Origin of the sequence: Achromobacter dolens, from assembly GCF_902859745.1 — a bacterium.
GTDB classification, from domain to species: Bacteria; Pseudomonadota; Gammaproteobacteria; order Burkholderiales; family Burkholderiaceae_B; genus Achromobacter; species Achromobacter dolens.
Genome location: NZ_CADIJW010000031.1, coordinates 1 through 19672, shown reverse-complemented (window position 1 = coordinate 19672; position 19672 = coordinate 1). Strand labels below are relative to the sequence as shown.

Genomic DNA, 19672 nt, shown 5'->3' with positions numbered 1-19672 from the left:
CATTATCAGACCTGGGTTCGGACCCTGATCCATGACAATGGGCGCTTTCGCTTATCGTGTTGAAAGCGCCGCATGGGCTGGAAATCTCTGTCACCTGGCCGCAACGCCCTCCCCTCCCTCCCGGCCAGCCCGGCAAGACCTGATCCACGCAACAAGCCGGGCCGCCATGGCGCGCCCCGCCTGACCTTCCGGCCGATCTGCCACGGGCTGTCGATCCTGGCGGGTCTGCTGGCAGCGGCGCCGTTGCAGGCCGCCATGGTCGGCACGGATCTGCCTTACCAGACCTATCGCGACTTCGCGGAGAACAAAGGGGAGTTCCGGCCCGGCGCGCAGGGCATCCCGCTGCATGACAAGGCCGGAGCGCCCTACGCGATCCTGGACCGCGCGCCCATGATCGATTTCAGCGTGGCCGACACCTCGGGCATCGCAACGCTGGTGGCGCCGCAATACGTCGTCAGCGTCAAACACAACGGCGGCTACGCCGGCGTGGCCTTTGGCTATCGCGGTGATACCCGCTATACCCTGGTCAACCGCAACAACCACCGTTGGGAGGACTTCCATTCCCCGCGCCTGAACAAGGTCGTGACCGAAGTGTCGCCCATCGCCATGACCGACGCCGGCGATGCCGCCGGAACCTATACTGACCTGTCCCGCTTCCCGGTGTTCTACCGGGTCGGCTCCGGCGTGCAGCGGGTCCAGGACCGGGCCGGCGTGCGCACACGCATCGCGGGCGGCTACGCCTACCTGACCGGCGGCACGGTGGGATCGCCCGAGGATTCCTACTGGTTCCTGAGGGCGCTGCCGGGCGCCACCTACTCGCCCAAGCAGGGTCCAATGGCCTCATACGGCGGGCCCGGTGACAGCGGCTCTCCGCTGTTTGCCTGGGACGCGCAACGCGGGCGGTGGACCCTGGTAGCGGTGCAGACCGGCTGGTCTGGCGAGGCCGCGACGCTCAGCGCGTTCAATGTGATTCCGGTCCCGGACGTCATGGATGTCATCGACGGCAAGACCGATGCGCCGGTGGTCACCCAAAGGCCCGATGACGAGATTCATTGGACCTACGACAGGGCCAGCGGAACCGGCGCATTGAGCCAGGCGGAGAACGCCTGGACCATGCATGGCAGGTTCGGGGCGAATCAGGCCGCCGCGCTGGATCACGGCAAGGATCTGGCCTTTCGCGGCGGCGGCATCGTCACGCTGGAAAGCACGGTCGACCAAGGCGCCGGCGCCCTCACATTCGACGGCCGCTACGCCGTCAGGCCCACGGATACCCAGACCTGGCGAGGCGGCGGCATCACGGTGAACGCGGAAGCGTTCGTCGACTGGCAGGTCAACGGCGTGGAGGCCGACAGCCTGCACAAGCTGGGCGCCGGCACACTGAAGATCAGCGCTTCAGGGATCAACCCGGGCACGTTGAACATTGGCGATGGCACCGTCATCCTGGCGCAACGCGCCGATGCCAGCGACCGGGTTCAGGCCTTCGCGGCGGTCCGCATCGTCAGCGGCCGCCCAACCCTGGTGCTGGCCGACAGCCGCCAGATCGATCCGGACAACATCCAGTGGGGATTCCGTGGGGGCAAGCTCGACATCAACGGCAACGATCTCACCTTCCATCGATTGAACGGCGCCGACGCCGGCGCCGTGCTCACCAATAGCGGTTCCCCCGCCACCGTGAACCTGGCCTTCGACCCACCCGGCGGCGCCAATGCCACGACCCTCTGGCACGGCCATTTCACCGGCAATCTCGACATCGCCAACACCGCCACGCCGCAGGGCCGCTTCGCCATCGACGGAGGTATCGACAGCACTGGCGCGTTCATCCAGCAGAACGGCCTGCTGTACCTGCAAGGGCACCCGCTTGTCCACGCCGCCAATACCGCCGCCGTCGCGGACAAGCTCAAGTCCATGGGCGATGACTCGCTGCGGACCCGCCCCGTCTCCTTCGCTCAGCCCGACTGGGAAACGCGCCACTTCCGCATGGCATCGCTGCAACTGCGCAACGCGCGCCTCCATCTCGGCCGCAACGCCGTGCTCGCCACCGATATCCTCGCCGATAATTCCATCGTCACCCTGGGCAGCGCCTCTGTCTTCATCGACCTGAACGACGGCACCGCCATCAATACGGCGCCGGCCGCCGGCGAATCGAGGGCTGGCACAGACGCCGGGACAAGCAGATTCGAGGGAGGGGTGACCCTGGCGAACCACTCCACCCTGCACATCGCGGAGCGCTTCAACGGGGGCATCGACAGCGCCGATAGCGAAACGCATGTCTCTTCCCCCCACGCGGTGCTCGACCGCCACAGCGTATTCACCCGCTCGCTGCTGAACCTGCGCGAGGACGCCAGGGTGACAAGCCATGCCGGCCTCGCCTCGGATGGCGAAGTGCGCGTGGGGGCCCGCGCCATCCTGTCGATGCGGGCGGCGGCGGTCCCCGCCCTTCCCGCAACGACCTACTCGGCCGAATCCTGGAGACTGAATGGTCCGGATGCCAGCCTCGAGGCGGAAGCCGGCACCCGCCTTGCCGGCAATATTGTGTCCGACGATGCCGCGCACATCCGCCTTGGCGGTGGCGAATCCGTCGGCCCGACCGCGCCGCGCGCCGCTTACCTCGGCGACATCGCCGCGCCCGCGTCCGACGTGACCATGCAAGACCTGTCCTGGCAGGTGAGGTCCACGTCGTCGGCGAAATCGTTGCGGCTCGATCGTGCCGACCTGGCTCTCGCTGGTGCGTCCGACTTCAGATCGCTGGACGTCGACGTCCTGACCATGGACGACAGCCAAGTGTTCATGCGGACCGACGGGCTGTCCGCCGACCGCATCACGGTCAGGCAGTCCCTGGCCGGCCGGAACAATGCGCTGCACGTCCTGCTGGCCCGGTCGCCGGCCAGCCTCACCCCCTCGCCCACGCCCCTGGTGACAGCCCCGCCCGGCACCCGTGGCGACGTTTTCACCCTGGACACGCCCACGCGCGAACTCGGCTTTCATCGCCTCACCCCGCAAGTCGCAGTCGTCGCCACCGACACCGCGACACAATGGGTGTTGCAAGGCTTCGCGCTGAAGCGGGACGAAGCCGCGCTCCAGGGCGGCACGGGACTGACGGACGTCGGCCGCCAGAACTTCCTGACCGAAGTGAACAACCTCAACCGGCGCATGGGGGATCTGCGTCACGCCCAGGGCAATGCCGGCGGCTGGGCGCGCCTGATGAACGGCTCAGGCAGCTCGGCGCGCGGGGGATCCACGAGCCGCTATACCCATTTGCAACTCGGCGCCGACCGGAAGTTCGCTTTTGCCGGGGCCGACGTCTACGCCGGCGCCACCATGACATTCACCGACAACCGCCATAACGGCCGGGCCTTCTCGGGCAAGACCCGATCCTCGGGCGGCGGTCTTTATGCCTCCGCCCTGTTCGATGCCGGATGGTATGTCGACGTGATCGGCAAATACGTGCTCAACCGCAACCACTATGGGATGCCGGCCATGGGCCTGGCGGCGCAGGATTACGGCGGGCATTCCTGGTATCTGGGCGCGGAAGCCGGACGGCGCATCACCCTGGTCGACCGCGCGTTCGTCGAACCCCAGGTCGAGCTGGTGTACGGCACGGTGCCCGGCCATCGGTTCGATTGGCAATACCACGGCGCCAACGTCAGCGTACGGCAGGGACGCTTCACCCCCCTGATCGGGCGCGTGGGTTTGGCGGCCGGCAAGTCCTTCGAGGGCACGGCGTGGCAACTGACCTCGCTGGCCGCCCTGAGTTACCAATTTGACCTGCGCGCCCCCGGCGCGACGTCGTTGCGCGACGATCTGGGGCAGATCCACGCCAGCCACGGCAAGGATGGCAGGATGTTGATGGAGTTGGGAGTGAACGCCAGGATCAGGGGCGGCACCCGCCTCAGCTTGAGCATGGAACGTTCCGCCTTCGGCAGATACAACACCGACAAGGCGATCAACGCGAATATCCGCCACGCATTCTGATTGGCGCCAGGCCGGGCGGCGGCCTGACCGCGGCCGCCGCGATCGGGCCGCCGCCCGCCGCGTTACTTCGGCAGGTCGCGCGACGGCTTGACCGGCGGCCGCGGATCCAGCGGCATGTAGCTGGCGCACGAGCTCATGCCGTAGTAGATCGCGTCCTGCATGGCGCGCATCGCCGCGGCGTCCCAGGTGCCCTTGCCCCACATCACGATGCGGGTTTCGGTGGTCTTGGGACCGGCGGCCTTCAGGTCGACCCGCGTCATTTCATTGTCGCTGTACGGGGCCAGCACCCGCACCACGGCGGACTGGGCGCCCTCGTCCAGGCTCGAGACCACGCGATAGGCGTTGTCGGTGCTGCGCAGGCAGGCGTTGGCCTGGCGCACCGTGGTGGCATAGGCGTCCTTGAAGGCAACGGGCGCCTTGAACTCGCTGTGCGGCGACGAGCCATCCTGCGAAATGCCCAGCGAGCAGCCCGCCAGCCCCAGGGCCAGCGCCGACGCCACGACCAGATTCCGAACCATGTGTTTCTCCAGATTGATAGCCGCGATTATCCCGCAAACCGGCCACCGGCATAAGTGGCCGGGGCGGTTCGACACCCCGGCCGAGGCTATGGCATTATCGATCAGTAGTCCGGCGGCGCCCGCGGCCGGGTGGAATCGTCGGAGGTATGCCTTGCTCTCATTCATGAAACACACCATCCTGGCCGCCGGTATCGTCGGCGCCTCCCTGGGCGCCAGCGCCGCCGCGCAGCCGCCCCGGGCCTACCCCCTGAAAGACTTTTTCCGCAATCCGGAACGCGGCTTCTTCCGCCTGGCCGACGACGGCAAGACCCTGGGCTTCATGCAGCCCACCAGCGTCGACGGCAAGCCGCCGCGCATGAACATCTACGTCCAGGCACTGGAAGGCAGCAAGCCGGTGGGCGAACCGCGCAAGCTGACCAGCGAGTCGGCCCGCGACATCAGCAACTTCTTCTGGAAAGGCCCCGACGTGGTGCTGTACCAGAAGGACTTCGGCGGCGACGAGAACTTCCACGTCCTGGCGGTGGACGCCAAGACCGGCAAGGTCACCGACCTGACCCCCTACGACGGCGTGCGCGCCAGCATCGAGGACGACCTCGAAGACGACCCCGACCACATCCTGATCAGTCACAACCAGCGCGATCCGCAGGTGTTCGACGTCTACCGCGTCAACGTGCACACCGGCGCCGGCGTGCTGGTGGCGCAGAACCCCGGCAATATCGTCGGCTGGCAGACCGACCACGCCGGCAAGGTGCGCGCGGCCGTCACCAGCGACGGCCTGAACACCACCCTGCTCTACCGCGACAACGAGGCCTCGGAGTTCCGCCCGCTGTTCACCACCGACTACCGCACCAGCGTCAGCCCGGCTTTCTTCACCTTCGACGACAAGAAGTTCTACGCTCTGTCCAACCGCGGCCGCGACAAGCTCGCGCTGGTGGTGATCGACCCGGCCAGCCCCGACAAGGAAGACGAGATCTTCACCCCGGACACGGTCGACCTGGACGCGGCCGGTTTCTCGCGCAAGCGCCGCGTGCTGACGGTGGCCTCCTACCAGACCGACAAGCCGCAGTACAAGTTCTTCGACGCCGAGACCGAAACCCTGTTCAAGAAACTGTCAGCCCAGCTCGAGGGCTACCAGTTCGCCATCCAGGGCGCCAACCGCGACGAAGACAAGTTCATCGTCGCCGCCTACAACGACCGCACGCCCGGCTCGCGCTACATCTACGACGCCCGCGCCGACACCCTCAGCAAGCTGGCCGACATCAACCCGGCCATCCCCGAGGCCGACATGTCGCGGGTGCAGCCCATCAGCTACCAGAGCCGCGACGGCCTCACCATCCATGGCTACCTGACGCTGCCGGCCGGGCGCGACCCCAAGAACCTGCCATGCATCGTCAACCCGCACGGCGGCCCGTGGGCGCGCGACGGCTGGGGCTACAACCCCGAGGTGCAGTTCCTGGCCAACCGCGGTTTCTGCGTGCTGCAGATGAACTTCCGCGGCTCCACCGGCTATGGCCGCGCCTTCTGGGAAGCCAGTTTCGGCCAATGGGGCCTGAAGATGCAGGACGACATCACCGATGGCGTCCAATGGCTGGTCAAGCAGGGCATCGCCGATCCCAAGCGCATCGGCATCTACGGCGCCAGTTACGGCGGCTACGCGACGCTGGCCGGCGTGACCTTCACACCCGACCTGTACGCGGCCGCCGTCGACTACGTCGGCGTGTCCAACCTGTTCACGTTCATGAAGTCGATTCCGCCCTACTGGAAGCCGATGCTCGACAAGATGCAGGACATGGTCGGCGACCCGGTGCGCGACAAGGACCGCCTGGCCGCCACCTCGCCGGCCCTGCACGCCGACAAGATCAAGACGCCGCTGTTCATCGCCCAGGGCGCCAAGGACCCGCGCGTCAACAAGGACGAGAGCGACCAGATGGTCAAGGCGTTGAAGGCCCGCGGCGTCGAGGTGGAATACATGGTCAAGGACAACGAAGGCCACGGCTTCCACAACGACGAAAACAAGTTCGAGTTCTACGCGGCCATGGAAAAGTTCTTCACCGAGCACCTCAAGCCGTAAGGTTGGAGCCCTCCGCGGCCAACGCGCCCCCCTCGGGGCTGGCGCCTTCCCGCGCGGCGCCTTCCTCCCCCTGCTCCCGGGCCGCCTGCGGGCGGCCCGTGGCGCGTCCGCTCCAGGCCATCTCGACGCGATCGCGGCCCAGCTCCTTGGCCTTGTACAACGCCAGGTCGGCGCGGGCCAGAATGCCGTCGGCGGTGTCGCCTGGCTGGAATGTCGCCACGCCGCCGCTGACGGTCATGCGCAACGCCTGCCCCTGCAGGTACAGCGGCGAATCGCGCAGGGCATCGCAGACGCGCTGCGCCTGCACTAGCGCATAGGCGGCGTCGCAGCCGTACATCAGCAGCACGAATTCCTCGCCGCCCAGGCGGCCGAAACGGTCGCTGGCGCGCACGGCCTTGGGCACCGCCTGCGCAAAATGCCGCAGGGCGGCGTCGCCGGTCGCATGGCCGTGACGGTCGTTGATCGACTTGAAGTGGTCGATGTCCAGCACCAGCACCGCCAGCCGGCCGTCGCCGCGCTCGCAACGCAGCAGTTCATGCTCCAGCTCGTCGAGGATGCTGCGGCGGGAATAGGCGCCCGTCAGGCTGTCGAAGGTCAGCGCCGCCTGCATTCTTTCCGACAGCGCGGTCTGGATCAGCAACAGCAAGGCCAGGAACAGCGCCGGCACCGTCACCGACCCACAGACGATGAAGAACAGGCCCCAGGGCGCCGGATCCAGCAGCGACGACACCGGCACCCACCCACTGCCATACACCGCCACGCGCAGGGCATGCAGCAGCGCCAGGCCGGTCATCGCCAGCAGCACGTAGAGCACCACCCCGGGGGTCTGGATCTGCTTGCGCTGGCGATACACCACGCCGCCCGTGGCGAGCATCAGCACACAGGTGAAGGTGGAGAACACCACCATGCGGCCCACCAGGTAGTCCTGCCGGTACAGCATGGCCGCCATCGCCACGATACACAGCGCCGCCGCCAGGCCCACGCGCGCGCCCTGCGGCCGCAGGCCGAAGAACTGCCGCACGCCCACGTACACCAGGCTTACGGACGCCAGCCAGGCGGCGTTGGACACCATCACATAGGCGCCGGGCGGCATGATTTCGGACGACGCGTAAGCCAGCATCGACAGCACCGCCAGGCCGTTGGCGATTGTGAACGCCTGCACGCCGCCGACGCCACGCGTCCGCAGCGGCAGCAGCAAGGGTAGCGCCAGGGCCGTCGCCAGCCCCCACACCAGGAAAAATAAGGAAGTCGTCATGTTGTTTACCGGCTCGCGCGTTCGCATGCGCTCGCCGTCGCTAGGTGTTGCACCGGAGGCAGTGTCGTAGTCACGTTACAGACCTGCACTTTTGACGTTTTTTGTTACTTTCAGGGCGAACCATGTGAACCCATTCCGTCGCGCGCACAACGTTCCGTGCCCGGGTTGCCCCAATACCGGCATACCGCCACGACGGTTGCGCGGTATGCGACAGAGAATACGTCAAGCTTCGTAACAACGGCGCCGCCCTTTGCACTAATTGACAGTTGGATTGACCGAAAACCCATAAAGTTCGGGCTGTTGACGGCGCCGCCAGAAGCGTCGCAACCACGCCCCACGGGCGTGGCGCGTACTAGCCATGCACTCCCTCGTGCGAGTGCGAAGGTCCCCGCAGCGGGCGCCGCGCAGTCACTACCCAACGCTCTCCCATCCGCCGCCGGCGCCCTTGCTTGCGTCCGTGCCGCGCCTTCGGCGACGCGCCCTGCGCGTCCGGCCGGCGGAGCCGTGAGCGCCCTCGTCGCAACTGCGGAAGTACTACGGATGCTGAAAGGAACAATGCCCCCCCGGGGCCACGCGGGCCCCGACATGGCGACCGCCACGCAGGCGGCCCCGCGACAGCGCGCCGCCGCCACGGCCGTGCGCGCCTTCACGGCCGGCGCGCTGCTGGCTCCCGCCCTGGCGCTGGCCGCCCCTGGCGCCGACTATGACGCCCTGATCACGCGCGCCCGCGCCGGCGACTACGAGCCGGCGCTGGCCATGCTGCGCCAACAAGGCGCGGGCGCCGGCCGCCAGGCGATCTACGACCACATCGTCATCGCCGGCTGGGCCGGCCGGCCCGGCGAGGCGGTCGCCGCCTACGAATCCCTGCCCCGGGCCGCCGCCGTGCCCGCCGACATCCAGTTGGCGGCGGCTCGCGCCTACCGCGACCTGCGTCGCTGGCCCGAGGCCCTGGCGGCCTACCGCGCCGGCCTGAGCCGCCATCCCGGCCAGACCGCCTTCGCCGCCGGCGAGATCATGACCCTCGCCGACGCCGACCAGACCGAGGCCGCGCTCGCCGCCGGCCAGGCCTGGGTCAAGCGCGCGCCGCGCGACGCCGACGCGCGCCTGGCGTTGGCCTATGTCCATGCGCGGCTGCGCCAGCCGTATGAGGCCCTGCACCAGGCCGACCAGGCGCTGTCGATCGCGCCCGGCACGCCCTACGTGCTGCGCGAATATATCGACGCCCTCAGCCGCGCCCGCCTGGCGCAGCCGGCGCTGGATCTGGCCCGCCAGCATTCCGACCTGTTCGACGCCGCGCAGTTGCGCCGGATGGAGGGTGACGCGCTGGCCCAGCAGGTCCGGCTGGCCGCCATGCCCACCCGCACCGAGGCCGGGCGCTTCGCCATCGCCGACCGCGCGCTGGCCCGCTACGACGCGCTGATCCCCGCCTGGCAAGCCCTGGGCGAGCCGGCGCGCCAGGACGTGCTGCGCGCCCGCATCGACCGTCTGCACGCGCTGCATGCGCGGGTCCGCATGGCCGACGTGGTGCGTGAATACGAGGCCCTGCGCGCCCAGGACGTGGCGGTGCCACGCTATGCGCTGAATGACGTCGCCTCGGCCTACCTGTACCTGCGCCAGCCGGAAAAGGCCCGCGACCTCTACCGCCAGGTCGGCGCCGACGGCGCCAGCCGCGACGACGATGCCGAAGACCGACTCAACACCGAGACCGGCCTGTACTACGCGCTGGCCGAAGCCGAGGAATTCGACCGCACCGATGCCGTCACCGACGCCATCGAATCCGGCTACGCGCCCTGGCTGTACTTCAAGGGCCAGGCCACCCGCAACCCCAACGACCTCAAGCTCGAAAGCGCCCAGACCGTGGCGGCCGCGCGCCAGTTGGCCGACGACACGGTCGCCGCCGAGCAGCGCCTGCGCGGCATGGTCGAGAACGCGCCCAACAACTCGACGCTGCGCGCCGACCTGGCCTCGCTGTATCGCCGCCGCGACCTGCCGCGCGCCTCGGAACGCGAACTGAAGATGGCCGAAACCCTGGCGCCGCGCGCGCTGCAGGTCGAAAACGGCCAGGGCTTCACCGCCATGGACCTGCAGGAATGGCGCCAGGCCGAGGCGTTGTCGGCCGACACCCTGGCGCGCGCCCCCGAGAACCTGACCAGCCGCCGCCTGGCGCGCGAATGGGAAGTGCACAACAAGGCCGAGCTGCGCATCAGCGGCTACCGCGGCCTGGCCTCGGACAGCCCGGTCAACGGCAATGGCGACTTCGGCATCGACGCGGTGCTGTATTCGCCGCCCATCGACTACAACTGGCGCGCCTTTGGCGGCGGCGGCTACGCCACCGGCGACTTCGAGGAAGGACGCGGCAACTACCGCTGGTTGCGCACCGGCGTGCAATGGCGCGGCCGCGACCTGACGGTCGAGGGCGAAGTCTCGACCCACAGCTACGGCCACGGCGTCAAACCGGGCCTGCGCCTGTCGGCCGCCTATGACATCGACGACCACTGGCAGGTGGGCGGCTCGGGCGAGCTGTTGTCGCGCGAGACCCCGCTGCGGGCCTTGACCAACGACATCACCGCCAACCGCCTGACCGGCTTCGTGCGCTGGCGCGCCAACGAGCGGCGCGAATGGACCCTGTCGCTGTCGCCGTCGCGCTTTTCCGACGGCAACCAGCGTTGGGAACTGGGACTGGACGGGCGCGAGCGCGTCTACACCGCGCCGCACCTGAAGGCCGACCTGACGCTGGACCTGTCGACCCAGCGCAACAGCCGCGACGACGCGCCCTACTACAACCCGCGCTCGGACCTGATGGCGCTGCCCGGCGCGCGCCTCACGCACACGCTGTACCGCCGCTACGAAACCGCCTGGGAACAGATCGGCACCATCGGCGCTGGCACCTACACCCAGCAGGGCCACGGCACCGGCGGCGTCATCGCCCTCGGCTATGGCCAGCGCTTTCGCGCCAACGACGTGCTCGACATGGGCGCGATGGTCACCGGCATCAGCCGCCCGTACGACGGCCAGCGCGAGCGCGAACTGCGCATCGTGTTCGACCTTGCCTACCGCTTCTGAGACCGCCATGTTGCTCAAGCTATCCACCCGACTCCTGCTGGCGGCCCTGCTGCTGCTGGCCATCCTGGCGCTGACCGCCTGCGCCAAGGACATCCCGGTCTACACGCCGCCGTCCGAACGGCCCGTGGCGGCCGCCGAACAACCCTGGGTCCAGGGAAATTTCCTGGCCCTGGCCTACCACGACGTCGAGGACGACGACCCCGACCAGGGCTTTCTGAGCGTGCGCACCGACCGCCTGGTCGACCAACTGGCCTGGCTGCGCGAAAACGGCTACCAGGCCGTCTCCGTCGACCAGATCCTGGCCGCGCGCCAGGGCGGCAAGCCGCTGCCCGAGCGCGCGGTGCTGCTGTCGTTCGATGACGGCTACCGCAGCTTCTACACCCGCGTGCTGCCGATCCTGAAGGCCTACCGCTGGCCGGCGTTGCTGGCGCCGGTGGGCACCTGGATGGATACTCCCGCGGACAAGCGCGTGGACTTCGGCGGCAGCCCCGAGCCGCGCCAGCGCTTCCTGAACTGGGACGAAGTGCGCGCCATCTCGCAGTCCGGGCTGGTCGAGATCGCCGCCCATACCGACGCCTCGCACTACGGCGCGCTGGCCAACCCGCAGGGCAACACCGAGCCGGCCGCCGCGATCCGCGCCTACGACGCCAAGACCGGCCGCTACGAGACCGAGGCGCAATTCGAGGCCCGCATGGGCGGCGACGTGCGCGCCATCAGCCGCAAGATTGAACAGGTCACCGGCAAAAAGCCGCGCGTCTGGGTCTGGCCCTACGGCGCCGAGGGCGGCAGCACGCTGCGCATCGCCGCCGACAACGGCTACCAGTTGGCGCTGACGCTGGAAGACGGCCCCGGCCGCCTCGGCCGCCTGATGTCCACGCCGCGCATGCTGCTGGCCAGCGACCCGCCGCTCAAGCCGTTCGCCAACAGCATCGTCGGCATGGAAGCCACCCCCTTCATGCGGGTCGCCCACGTCGACCTGGACTACGTCTACGACCCCGATCCGGCGCAGACCGACCGCAATCTTGGCGAACTGGTGCAGCGCATCCTCGACCTGCAGATCAACACCGTGTTCCTGCAGGCGTATTCGGACCCCACCGGCGACGGCCTGGTGCGCTCGGTGTACTTCCCAAACCGCTGGCTGCCGGTGCGCGCCGACCTGTTCAACCGCGCCGCCTGGCAGTTGCACAACCGCGCCAACGTCATGGTGTACGCCTGGATGCCGGTGCTGGCCTACGACCTGGACGCCTCGATCCCGCGCGTCACGCGCTGGCAGCCCGGCCAGGCCGAGGCGCGGCCCGATCCGGACCAGTACCGCCGCCTGTCGCCGTTCGACGCCACCGCGCGCGCCCGCATCGGCGACCTGTACGAGGACCTGGCGCGCCACGCCATTTTCGACGGCATCCTGTTCCACGACGACGCCGTGCTGTCCGACTTCGAGGACGCAAGCCCCGGCGCGCTGGCGGCCTACCGCGCCGCCGGCCTGCCCGGCGACATCGGCCAGTTGCGCGCCGACCCGGACACGCTGCAACGCTGGACGCGCGTCAAGAGCCGCGCCCTGGTCGACTTCACCGCCGAGCTGACCGACCGCGTGCGCGCCGTGCGCGGCCCGCAGATCAAGACCGCCCGCAACATCTTCGCCATGCCGATCCTGGAACCGCAATCGGAGACCTGGTTCGCGCAGAACCTGGACGACTTCCTGGGCGCCTACGACTGGACCGCGCCCATGGCCATGCCGCTGATGGAGAACGTGCCCAAGGGCCAGGAAAACGCCTGGCTCGACCGGTTGGTCGACGCCGTGGCGCGGCGCCCCGGCGCGCTCGACCGGACCGTGTTCGAGTTGCAGGCGCGCGACTGGCGCACCGGCCCCGGCCGCCCCGAGGCCACGCCCGTCGACACCGCGGTGCTGGCCGGCTGGATGCAACGCCTGCAACTGCGCGGCGCCCGCAGCTTCGGCTACTACCCCGACGATTTCTCGCAAGACCAGCCCCGGTTGCAAGGCATCCGGCCCGCCATCTCCGAAGCCTGGTATCCCCTCCGATGATCGACCGTCTGATTGCCCTGATTATCCTGCTGGCGGTGCTGGGCGCGCCGTTCGGCTTCACCATGATGCTGACCGGCCAGGCGCTGCTGGGCTTCGTCTTCTTCTACCCGCTGTTCATGTCCGGCATGTGGATGGCCGGCGGCCTGTACTTCTGGTGGCATTGGGAACGGCGCTGGCAGTGGGGGCCCGGATCGGCGCCGCCGGCGCTGGCCGGCGATCCGCTGGTGTCGATCCTGGTGCCCTGCTACAACGAAGCCGACAACGGCGAAGAGACCCTGCTGGCCGCCCTCAACCAACGCTATCCGAACATCGAGGTCATCGCCGTCAACGATGGTTCCAGCGATGGCACCGGGGCCATGCTGGACCGTCTGGCTGAACAGCACCCCCGCCTGCGCGTGGTGCACCTGGCGCAGAACCAGGGCAAGGCCATGGCGCTGCGCATGGGCGCGCTGGCCGCGCGCAGCGAATACCTGGTCTGCATCGACGGCGACGCGGTGCTCGATCCGGACGCCGCCGCCTACCTGGTGGCGCCGCTGATCGACAACCCGCGCGTGGGCGCCGTCACCGGCAACCCGCGCATCCGCACCCGCTCGACCCTGATCGGCCGCGTCCAGGTGGGCGAGTTCTCCTCCATCATCGGCCTGATCAAGCGTACCCAGCGCGTCTACGGCCAGGTCTTCACCGTGTCGGGCGTGGTCGCCGCCTTCCGCCGCGCCGCGCTCGACCGGGTCGGTTACTGGAGCCTGGACATGATCACCGAAGACATCGACATCAGTTGGAAGCTGCAGCGCGACCACTGGTCGATCTTCTACGAACCGCGCGGCCTGTGCTGGATCCTGATGCCCGAGACGCTGCGCGGGATCTGGAAGCAGCGCCTGCGCTGGGCGCAGGGCGGCGCCGAGGTGTTCCTGAAGAACCTGCGCTCGATCTGGAGCTGGCGCCACCGCCGCCTGTGGCCGCTGATGCTGGAATTCTGCCTGTCGACCGCCTGGGCCTTCGCCTTCGGCATCTCGGTGCTGCTGTGGCTCATCAGCCAGATCGTGACCCTGCCCAACAACATGCACATCGCCAGCCTGATGCCGCCCGCCTTCACCGGCATGATGCTGGCGATGGTGTGCCTGCTGCAATTCGCCATCAGCATCCTGATCGACCGCCGCTACGAGCCGTGCCTGTGGCGCGCGCTCTACTGGGTCATCTGGTATCCCCTGGCCTACTGGATGGTGAGCCTGCTCACCACCCTGGTCAGTTTCCCCAAAGTCATGCTGCGCAAGCAGGCCGAGCGCGCGCGCTGGACCAGCCCCGACCGCGGCATCAAATCACCGGACGCATCATGATCATCACGACCAAACGCTCGCGCGCGGGCTATCTGTTCGACCTGCTGCTGACCGCGGTCGGCTGGCTCGCCTTCGTCTACCTGTTCGGCGCCGGCATCGTCGCCATCCTGCGTGGCGCGGCCAGCGGGCCGCAGGCGCCGCTCTGGCCGACCTTCCTGCCGACGCTGCAGACGCTCGGCAGCTACGCCGTGCTGGCCCTGCTGAATGCGGCGGTGCTGGTGCTGTGGGCGGCCTACAACCACCTGCGCTTCGGCGGCAAGGACCGCCGCCAGCCCATCGCGCCGCTGGACGATCACCGGCTGGCGCTGAGCTTCGCCGTCACGCCGCGCCAGATCGCCCAACTGCGCGCCGCCCGCGTCGCCGTCATCCATCATGGCGGCGACGGCGAGATCCAGGCCATCGAGGCGGCCCGCCCGCGCCTGGCCGCCGTGCCGGCGGCCTGAGGGCGGATAGCGCCCGGAGCGCGCGGGCGGCCGTCACGGGCCGTCGCGCGCCCCCGCTCCTCAGGCGCGCTTGCGCTCCACGTCCGGCAGCAGCACCGCCACGATGCCCAGCAGCGGCAGATAGGCGCACACCTGGTACACATAGCCGATGCTGGTGGCATCGGCCAGCTTGCCCAGCGCCGCCGCGCCCAGCCCGCCCATGCCGAAGGCGAAGCCGAAGAACAGGCCGGCGATCATGCCGACCTTGCCCGGCACCAGTTCCTGCGCGTACACCACGATGGCCGAAAAGGCCGACGCCAGCACCACGCCGATGATCACCACCAGCACGCCGGTCCAGAACAGGTTGGCATGCGGCAACAGCAGCGTGAACGGCGCCACGCCCAGGATCGACACCCAGATCACGATCTTGCGGCCGATGCGGTCGCCCACCGGCCCGCCCACCACCGTGCCCACCGCCACCGCGGCCAGGAACAGGAACAGGTACAACTGCGCCTCGCGCACCGACAGCGCGAACTTGTCGATCAGGTAGAAGGTGAAATAGCTGTTCAGGCTGGCCAGGTAGAAGTACTTCGAGAACACCAGCAGGCCCAGCACGCCCAGCGCGCCCAGCACCTGGTTGCGCGTCAGGCCGTGGCCGCTGCCCTCGCGCCGGGCGCGCGGCTTCAGGCGCACGCGGTTGGCGCTGTACCAGCGGCCGATGCCGGTCAGCACCACGATGCCGAACAGCGCCGCCAGCGAGAACCAGGCCACGCTGCGCTGGCCGTGCGGAATGATGAACAGCGCGGCCAGCAGCGGCCCCAGCGCCGAGCCGACGTTGCCGCCCACCTGGAACAGCGACTGCGCCAGCCCGTGGCGCCCGCCCGAGGCCATGCGCGCCACCCGCGACGACTCGGGGTGGAACACCGACGAGCCCGTGCCCACCAGCACCGCCGCCACCAGCAGCCAGCCGAACGACGGCGCCACCGACAGCAACAGCAGCCCCGCCAGCGTGAAGCCCATGCCCACCGGCAGCGAATATGGCTTGGGATTGCGGTCGGTGTAGAAGCCGATGAACGGCTGCAGCAGCGAGGCCGCCAACTGGTACACCAGGGTAATCAGGCCGATCTGCGCGAAGGACAGGCTGAACGAATCCTTGAGCATGGGATAGATGGCCAACAGGATCGACTGGATCATGTCGTTCATCAGGTGCGCCACGCTGATCGCGCCCAATACCGCGAACGCGGTGGAAGGATCGGCAACGGCGGGACTCGGCGCGGGCGCGGCGGACGCGGTGCGGTCCGGCAACGCGGCGGCGGGATTCTGGGCGGAGTTCATGGATAGGGAACGAAAAAAGAAAACGGGAATGCGTCCGACCTCACGCCGGGGCCTGGCCAGTGTAGGAACGGCGCGCTTCCAGCGTCTGACATTTTTCGTCGAGAAAGTGACAAAATAGCGTTTCCCCCACCATGAAATCGGCTTCCTCCTTTTGTCGGAAGTGACACCATGCCCACCCGGCCCGCGCGCCTCGACCCGGCTCGCAGCATCGACGCCCAGGACTACCAGGACCGCCCCCGCGACGTGACGGCGATGGCCAAGGAATTCGCCGCCGGCGCCCGCACCGGCGCCCACTCCCATCCGCGCGCCCAACTCATCTACGCCGTCGAAGGCGTGATGCGCGTCACCACGCCAAGCGGCTTCTGGGCCCTGCCGCCGCTGCGCGCGCTGTGGGTGCCGGCCGGCGTGCCGCATGGCGTCGACATGATCGGCGCGGTCTCGATGCGCTCGCTGTACATCCATGCCGACGCCGCGCGGGCCTATTGGCCGCAATGCCAGGTGATCGAGGTCAGCGGCCTGCTGCGCGAACTGATCCTGGCGCTGACCGCCGAGCCCATCGACTATCCGCTGGGCGGACGGGCCGGGCAGGTGGCCGCGCTGATCCTGTCCGAACTGACCGCCGCCCGCGTGGTGCCCATCCAGATCCCCTGGCCGCGCGACCGCCGCCTGCAGACGATCTGCGAGGCCATCCTCGACCGGCCCGGCCTGCAACGCGGCATCGAGGGCTGGGCCGGCGAGGTCGGCGCCAGCGCGCGCACGCTGATCCGGCTGTTCCAGGCTGAATTGGGACTGAATTATCGGCAATGGGTGCAGCAGGTCCGCCTGGCCGACGCCGTCTGCCGCCTGTCGCTGGGCGTACCCGTGGCGCGCATCGCCGCCGACCTGGGCTATCGCAGCCCCAGCGCCTTCAGCGCCATGTTCCACCGCGCCCTGGGCGCGCCGCCGCAACGCTATCTGCGGGCGAATGTCGCATGACACTGCAACCGGCCTTGCCGTTTGTCACGGCGCGCAATACATTTCAGCGCGCGCTTGCAGCCGGCCGCTGCGCGAAACCCGCGCGGCGCGTATGCTCAAACCCGTCCCCATATGCCTTGCCCGTGGCGCGAACCGTCCCCGCGGGCAAGTTTGGTTACCGAAACCTTCCGGCCCCGTCGCCGGTCTATAGCGTTCTGCCCTAGAATCGCCAGCAATGAGCACCCCCCAGCAATCCTCCGCCAACCCGGGCGGCAAATCGGGCTTTCCCTGGAAACGACTCCTGATCAAGGCCGGCGTCGCCGTCGCCGGCCTCGGCGTCTGCGGGGCGCTGCTGGTCGGCCTGGCGCTGGCGATCGCCTGGCCCAGCCTGCCGGACCTGCACGCCATGACCGACTACCGGCCGCGGGTGCCGCTGCGCATCTACACCGCCGACAAGGTCCTGATCGGCGAATACGGCGAAGAACACCGCAACGTGCTGCGCTTCGACGAAATCCCGGCGGTGATGCGCCAGGCCGTGCTGGCGGCCGAGGACGACCGCTTCTACCAGCACGGCGGCGTCGACTGGATGGGCATGGTGCGCGCCGTGCTCGTGAACCTCGTCAAGCAATCCAAGACCCAGGGCGGCAGCACGATCACCATGCAGGTGGCGCGCAACTTCTACCTGTCGTCCGAAAAGACCTATTCGCGCAAGTTCTACGAACTGCTGCTGACCTACAAGATTGAATCCGAGCTCACCAAGGACCAGATCCTCGAGCTCTACATGAACCAGATCTACCTGGGCCACCGCGCCTACGGCTTCGCCGCCGCCTCGCGCACCTACCTCGGCAAGCCGCTGTCCGAGGTCACGCCGGCCGAGGCCGCGATGCTGGCCGGCATTCCCAAGGCGCCTTCGCGCTTCAACCCCATCACCAACTTCCCGCGCGCCGAGATCCGCCAGCACTACGTGCTGGGCCGCATGAAGACGCTGGGCTACCTGACGCCGGAACAGACCGAAGAAGCCCTCAAGCAGCATGTGGTGATCCGCGGCGCCGACGGCGCCAGCCTGCGCGGCTTCGCCATCCACGGCGAATACCCGGCCGAACTGGCGCGCCAGTTGATGTACGGCGTGTTCCAGGAGCAGACCTACTCCAAGGGCATCGACGTCTACACCACGATCGACTCCAAGGACCAGGAAGCCGCCTACCGCGCCGTGCGCGACGGCGTGCTGGACTACACCCGCCGCGCGCCCTACCCCGGGCCGGAAGACCAGATCGAGCTGCCCGACGGCGTCGAAAAGGATGCCGCGGCATTCGACGACATCCTCGACGGCGTGCAGGACAAGACGCCCGACAGCGAAGACCTGCTCACCGCCGTGGTGCTGGCCGCCAGCCCGCAGGAAGTGACCGTGGCGCGCAGCGCGCGCGAGATCATCACCATTTCCGACAAGAAGGCGCTGGCCGTGGTGGCGCGCGCCCTCAACCCCAAGGCCGGCGACAGCCAGCGCATCCAGCGCGGCTCGGTGGTCTACATCCACAAGAACGGCAACGGCTGGGAAATCATCAACATGCCGGCGCTGCAGGCGGCGCTGGTGTCGATGGTGCCGCAGGACGGCGCCATCCGCGCCATGATCGGCGGCTTCGACTACAACCGCGGCACCTTCAACCGCGTCACGCAGGCCTGGCGCCAGCCGGGCTCGAACATCAAGCCGTTCGTCTACGCCGCCGCCCTGGAGCGCGGCCTGACGCCCGCCACGCAGATCTCCGACCAGCCCTTCATGCTGACCGCCGCGCAGACCGGCTCGAAGGACTGGCAGCCCAAGAACGACGGCAACCGCTACGAGCCGATGCTGACGCTGCGGCAGGGCCTGTACAAGTCCAAGAACATGGTCACCATCCGCATCCTGCAGGCCATCGGCCCGCAGTACGCGCAGGACTACCTGACCCGTTTCGGCTTCGACAAGGCGCGCTGGCCGGCGGTGCTGCCGCTGGGTCTGGGCGCCGGCGGCGCCACGCCGCTGCAGGTGGTCAACGGCTACAGCGTGTTCGCCAACGGCGGCTACCGCGTCACGCCCTACCTGATCGACAAAGTCACCGACCGCTCGGGCAATGTGCTGATGCAGGCGCAGCCGGTGGTGGCGGGCGACGCCGCCGCGCGCGCCATCGACCCGCGCACCGCCTGGGTCATGGACGACATCCTGCGCGGCGTCACCACCAGCGGCACCGCGGCGCGCGCGCACCAGGTGCTCAAGCGCAACGACATCGGCGGCAAGACCGGCACCACCAACGAAGCGGTCGACGTCTGGTTCTCCGGCTTCACCCCCACCCTGGCCACCACGGTCTGGATGGGCTTTGACCAGCCCAAGTCGCTGGGCACCAACGAATTCGGCAGCGGCCTGGCCCTGACCACCTGGCTCGACTACATGCAGCCGGCGCTCAAGGGCGTGCCCGAGGCCAAGCCGGCGCCGCGTCCCGACGGCCTGCTGGTGGACAACGGCGAATACTATTTCAACGAATTCCCGCCGGGCCAGGCGGTGGCCTCGCTCGACCTGTCCAGCGGCGACCCGCTGACCGACTTCCTCAACAACAACCGCTCCACCGACGGCGTCGACAACTCGGTGCGGCCCCTGCCCGCGCCGGGCGCGACGCTGCCGCCGGCGACTCAGCCCCAGGCGGGCGCGCCGCAGCAGACGCCCGCACAGCCGGCGCCG

Annotated in this window: 11 protein-coding genes; 8 read left to right on the top strand and 3 right to left on the bottom strand. The window is 68.8% G+C overall.

The window, feature by feature from the left end; all coding sequences use genetic code 11:
• Positions 1-72: 72 nt before the first annotated feature.
• On the top strand, positions 73-3972 hold the full coding sequence (locus tag HV783_RS19535; RefSeq protein ID WP_175189716.1) for a S6 family peptidase: 3900 nt from the start codon (positions 73-75) through the stop codon (positions 3970-3972).
• Positions 3973-4034: 62 nt separating this feature from the next.
• Here the strand turns inward: HV783_RS19535 and HV783_RS19530 are convergent, their stop codons facing one another.
• On the bottom strand, positions 4035-4490 hold the full coding sequence (locus tag HV783_RS19530) for a BPTD_2524 family lipoprotein (protein ID WP_054503816.1): 456 nt from the start codon (positions 4488-4490) through the stop codon (positions 4035-4037).
• Between the two features lie 163 nt (positions 4491-4653).
• On the opposite strand from HV783_RS19530, the gene HV783_RS19525 reads away from it, so the two are divergent.
• Positions 4654-6561, top strand: coding sequence for a S9 family peptidase (locus HV783_RS19525; protein WP_374700857.1), 1908 nt, complete (start codon positions 4654-4656; stop codon positions 6559-6561).
• On the opposite strand, the gene HV783_RS19520 is transcribed toward HV783_RS19525, so the two are convergent.
• On the bottom strand, positions 6551-7816 hold the full coding sequence (locus HV783_RS19520) for a GGDEF domain-containing protein (RefSeq protein WP_175142959.1): 1266 nt from the start codon (positions 7814-7816) through the stop codon (positions 6551-6553). The genes HV783_RS19525 and HV783_RS19520 overlap by 11 nt on opposite strands.
• A 585-nt stretch (positions 7817-8401) precedes the next feature.
• Here HV783_RS19520 and pgaA point away from each other — a divergent pair.
• Genes pgaA through pgaD form a run of 4 tightly spaced genes read left to right on the top strand, consistent with a single transcriptional unit; the run spans position 8402 to position 14697 of the window.
• A complete protein-coding gene (gene pgaA, locus HV783_RS19515) occupies positions 8402-10879 on the top strand; it encodes a poly-beta-1,6 N-acetyl-D-glucosamine export porin PgaA (RefSeq protein ID WP_254603964.1) in 2478 nt (825 codons plus the stop codon).
• 7 nt (positions 10880-10886) lie between these two features.
• Complete coding sequence (gene pgaB / locus HV783_RS19510; RefSeq protein WP_175189715.1) at positions 10887-12920, top strand: poly-beta-1,6-N-acetyl-D-glucosamine N-deacetylase PgaB; 2034 nt, start codon at positions 10887-10889, stop codon at positions 12918-12920.
• Positions 12917-14254, top strand: coding sequence for a poly-beta-1,6-N-acetyl-D-glucosamine synthase (gene pgaC, locus HV783_RS19505; protein ID WP_175189714.1), 1338 nt, complete (start codon positions 12917-12919; stop codon positions 14252-14254). The genes pgaB and pgaC overlap by 4 nt, the downstream gene beginning before the upstream one ends.
• Positions 14251-14697, top strand: coding sequence for a poly-beta-1,6-N-acetyl-D-glucosamine biosynthesis protein PgaD (pgaD, locus tag HV783_RS19500; protein ID WP_024068435.1), 447 nt, complete (start codon positions 14251-14253; stop codon positions 14695-14697). Before pgaC ends, pgaD begins: the two co-directional genes overlap by 4 nt.
• 60 nt (positions 14698-14757) lie before the next feature.
• Here pgaD and HV783_RS19495 read toward each other — a convergent pair whose 3' ends face one another.
• Positions 14758-16011: an MFS transporter gene (locus HV783_RS19495; RefSeq protein WP_054503821.1), complete on the bottom strand. Its 1254-nt coding sequence runs from the start codon at positions 16009-16011 to the stop codon at positions 14758-14760.
• A gap of 168 nt (positions 16012-16179) precedes the next feature.
• Here HV783_RS19495 and HV783_RS19490 point away from each other — a divergent pair, with 168 nt between their 5' ends.
• Complete coding sequence (locus tag HV783_RS19490) at positions 16180-16986, top strand: AraC family transcriptional regulator (RefSeq protein ID WP_054503822.1); 807 nt, start codon at positions 16180-16182, stop codon at positions 16984-16986.
• 214 nt (positions 16987-17200) lie between these two features.
• The coding region (locus tag HV783_RS19485) for a penicillin-binding protein 1A (protein ID WP_254603963.1) at positions 17201-19672 on the top strand (2472 nt) is incomplete at its 3' end.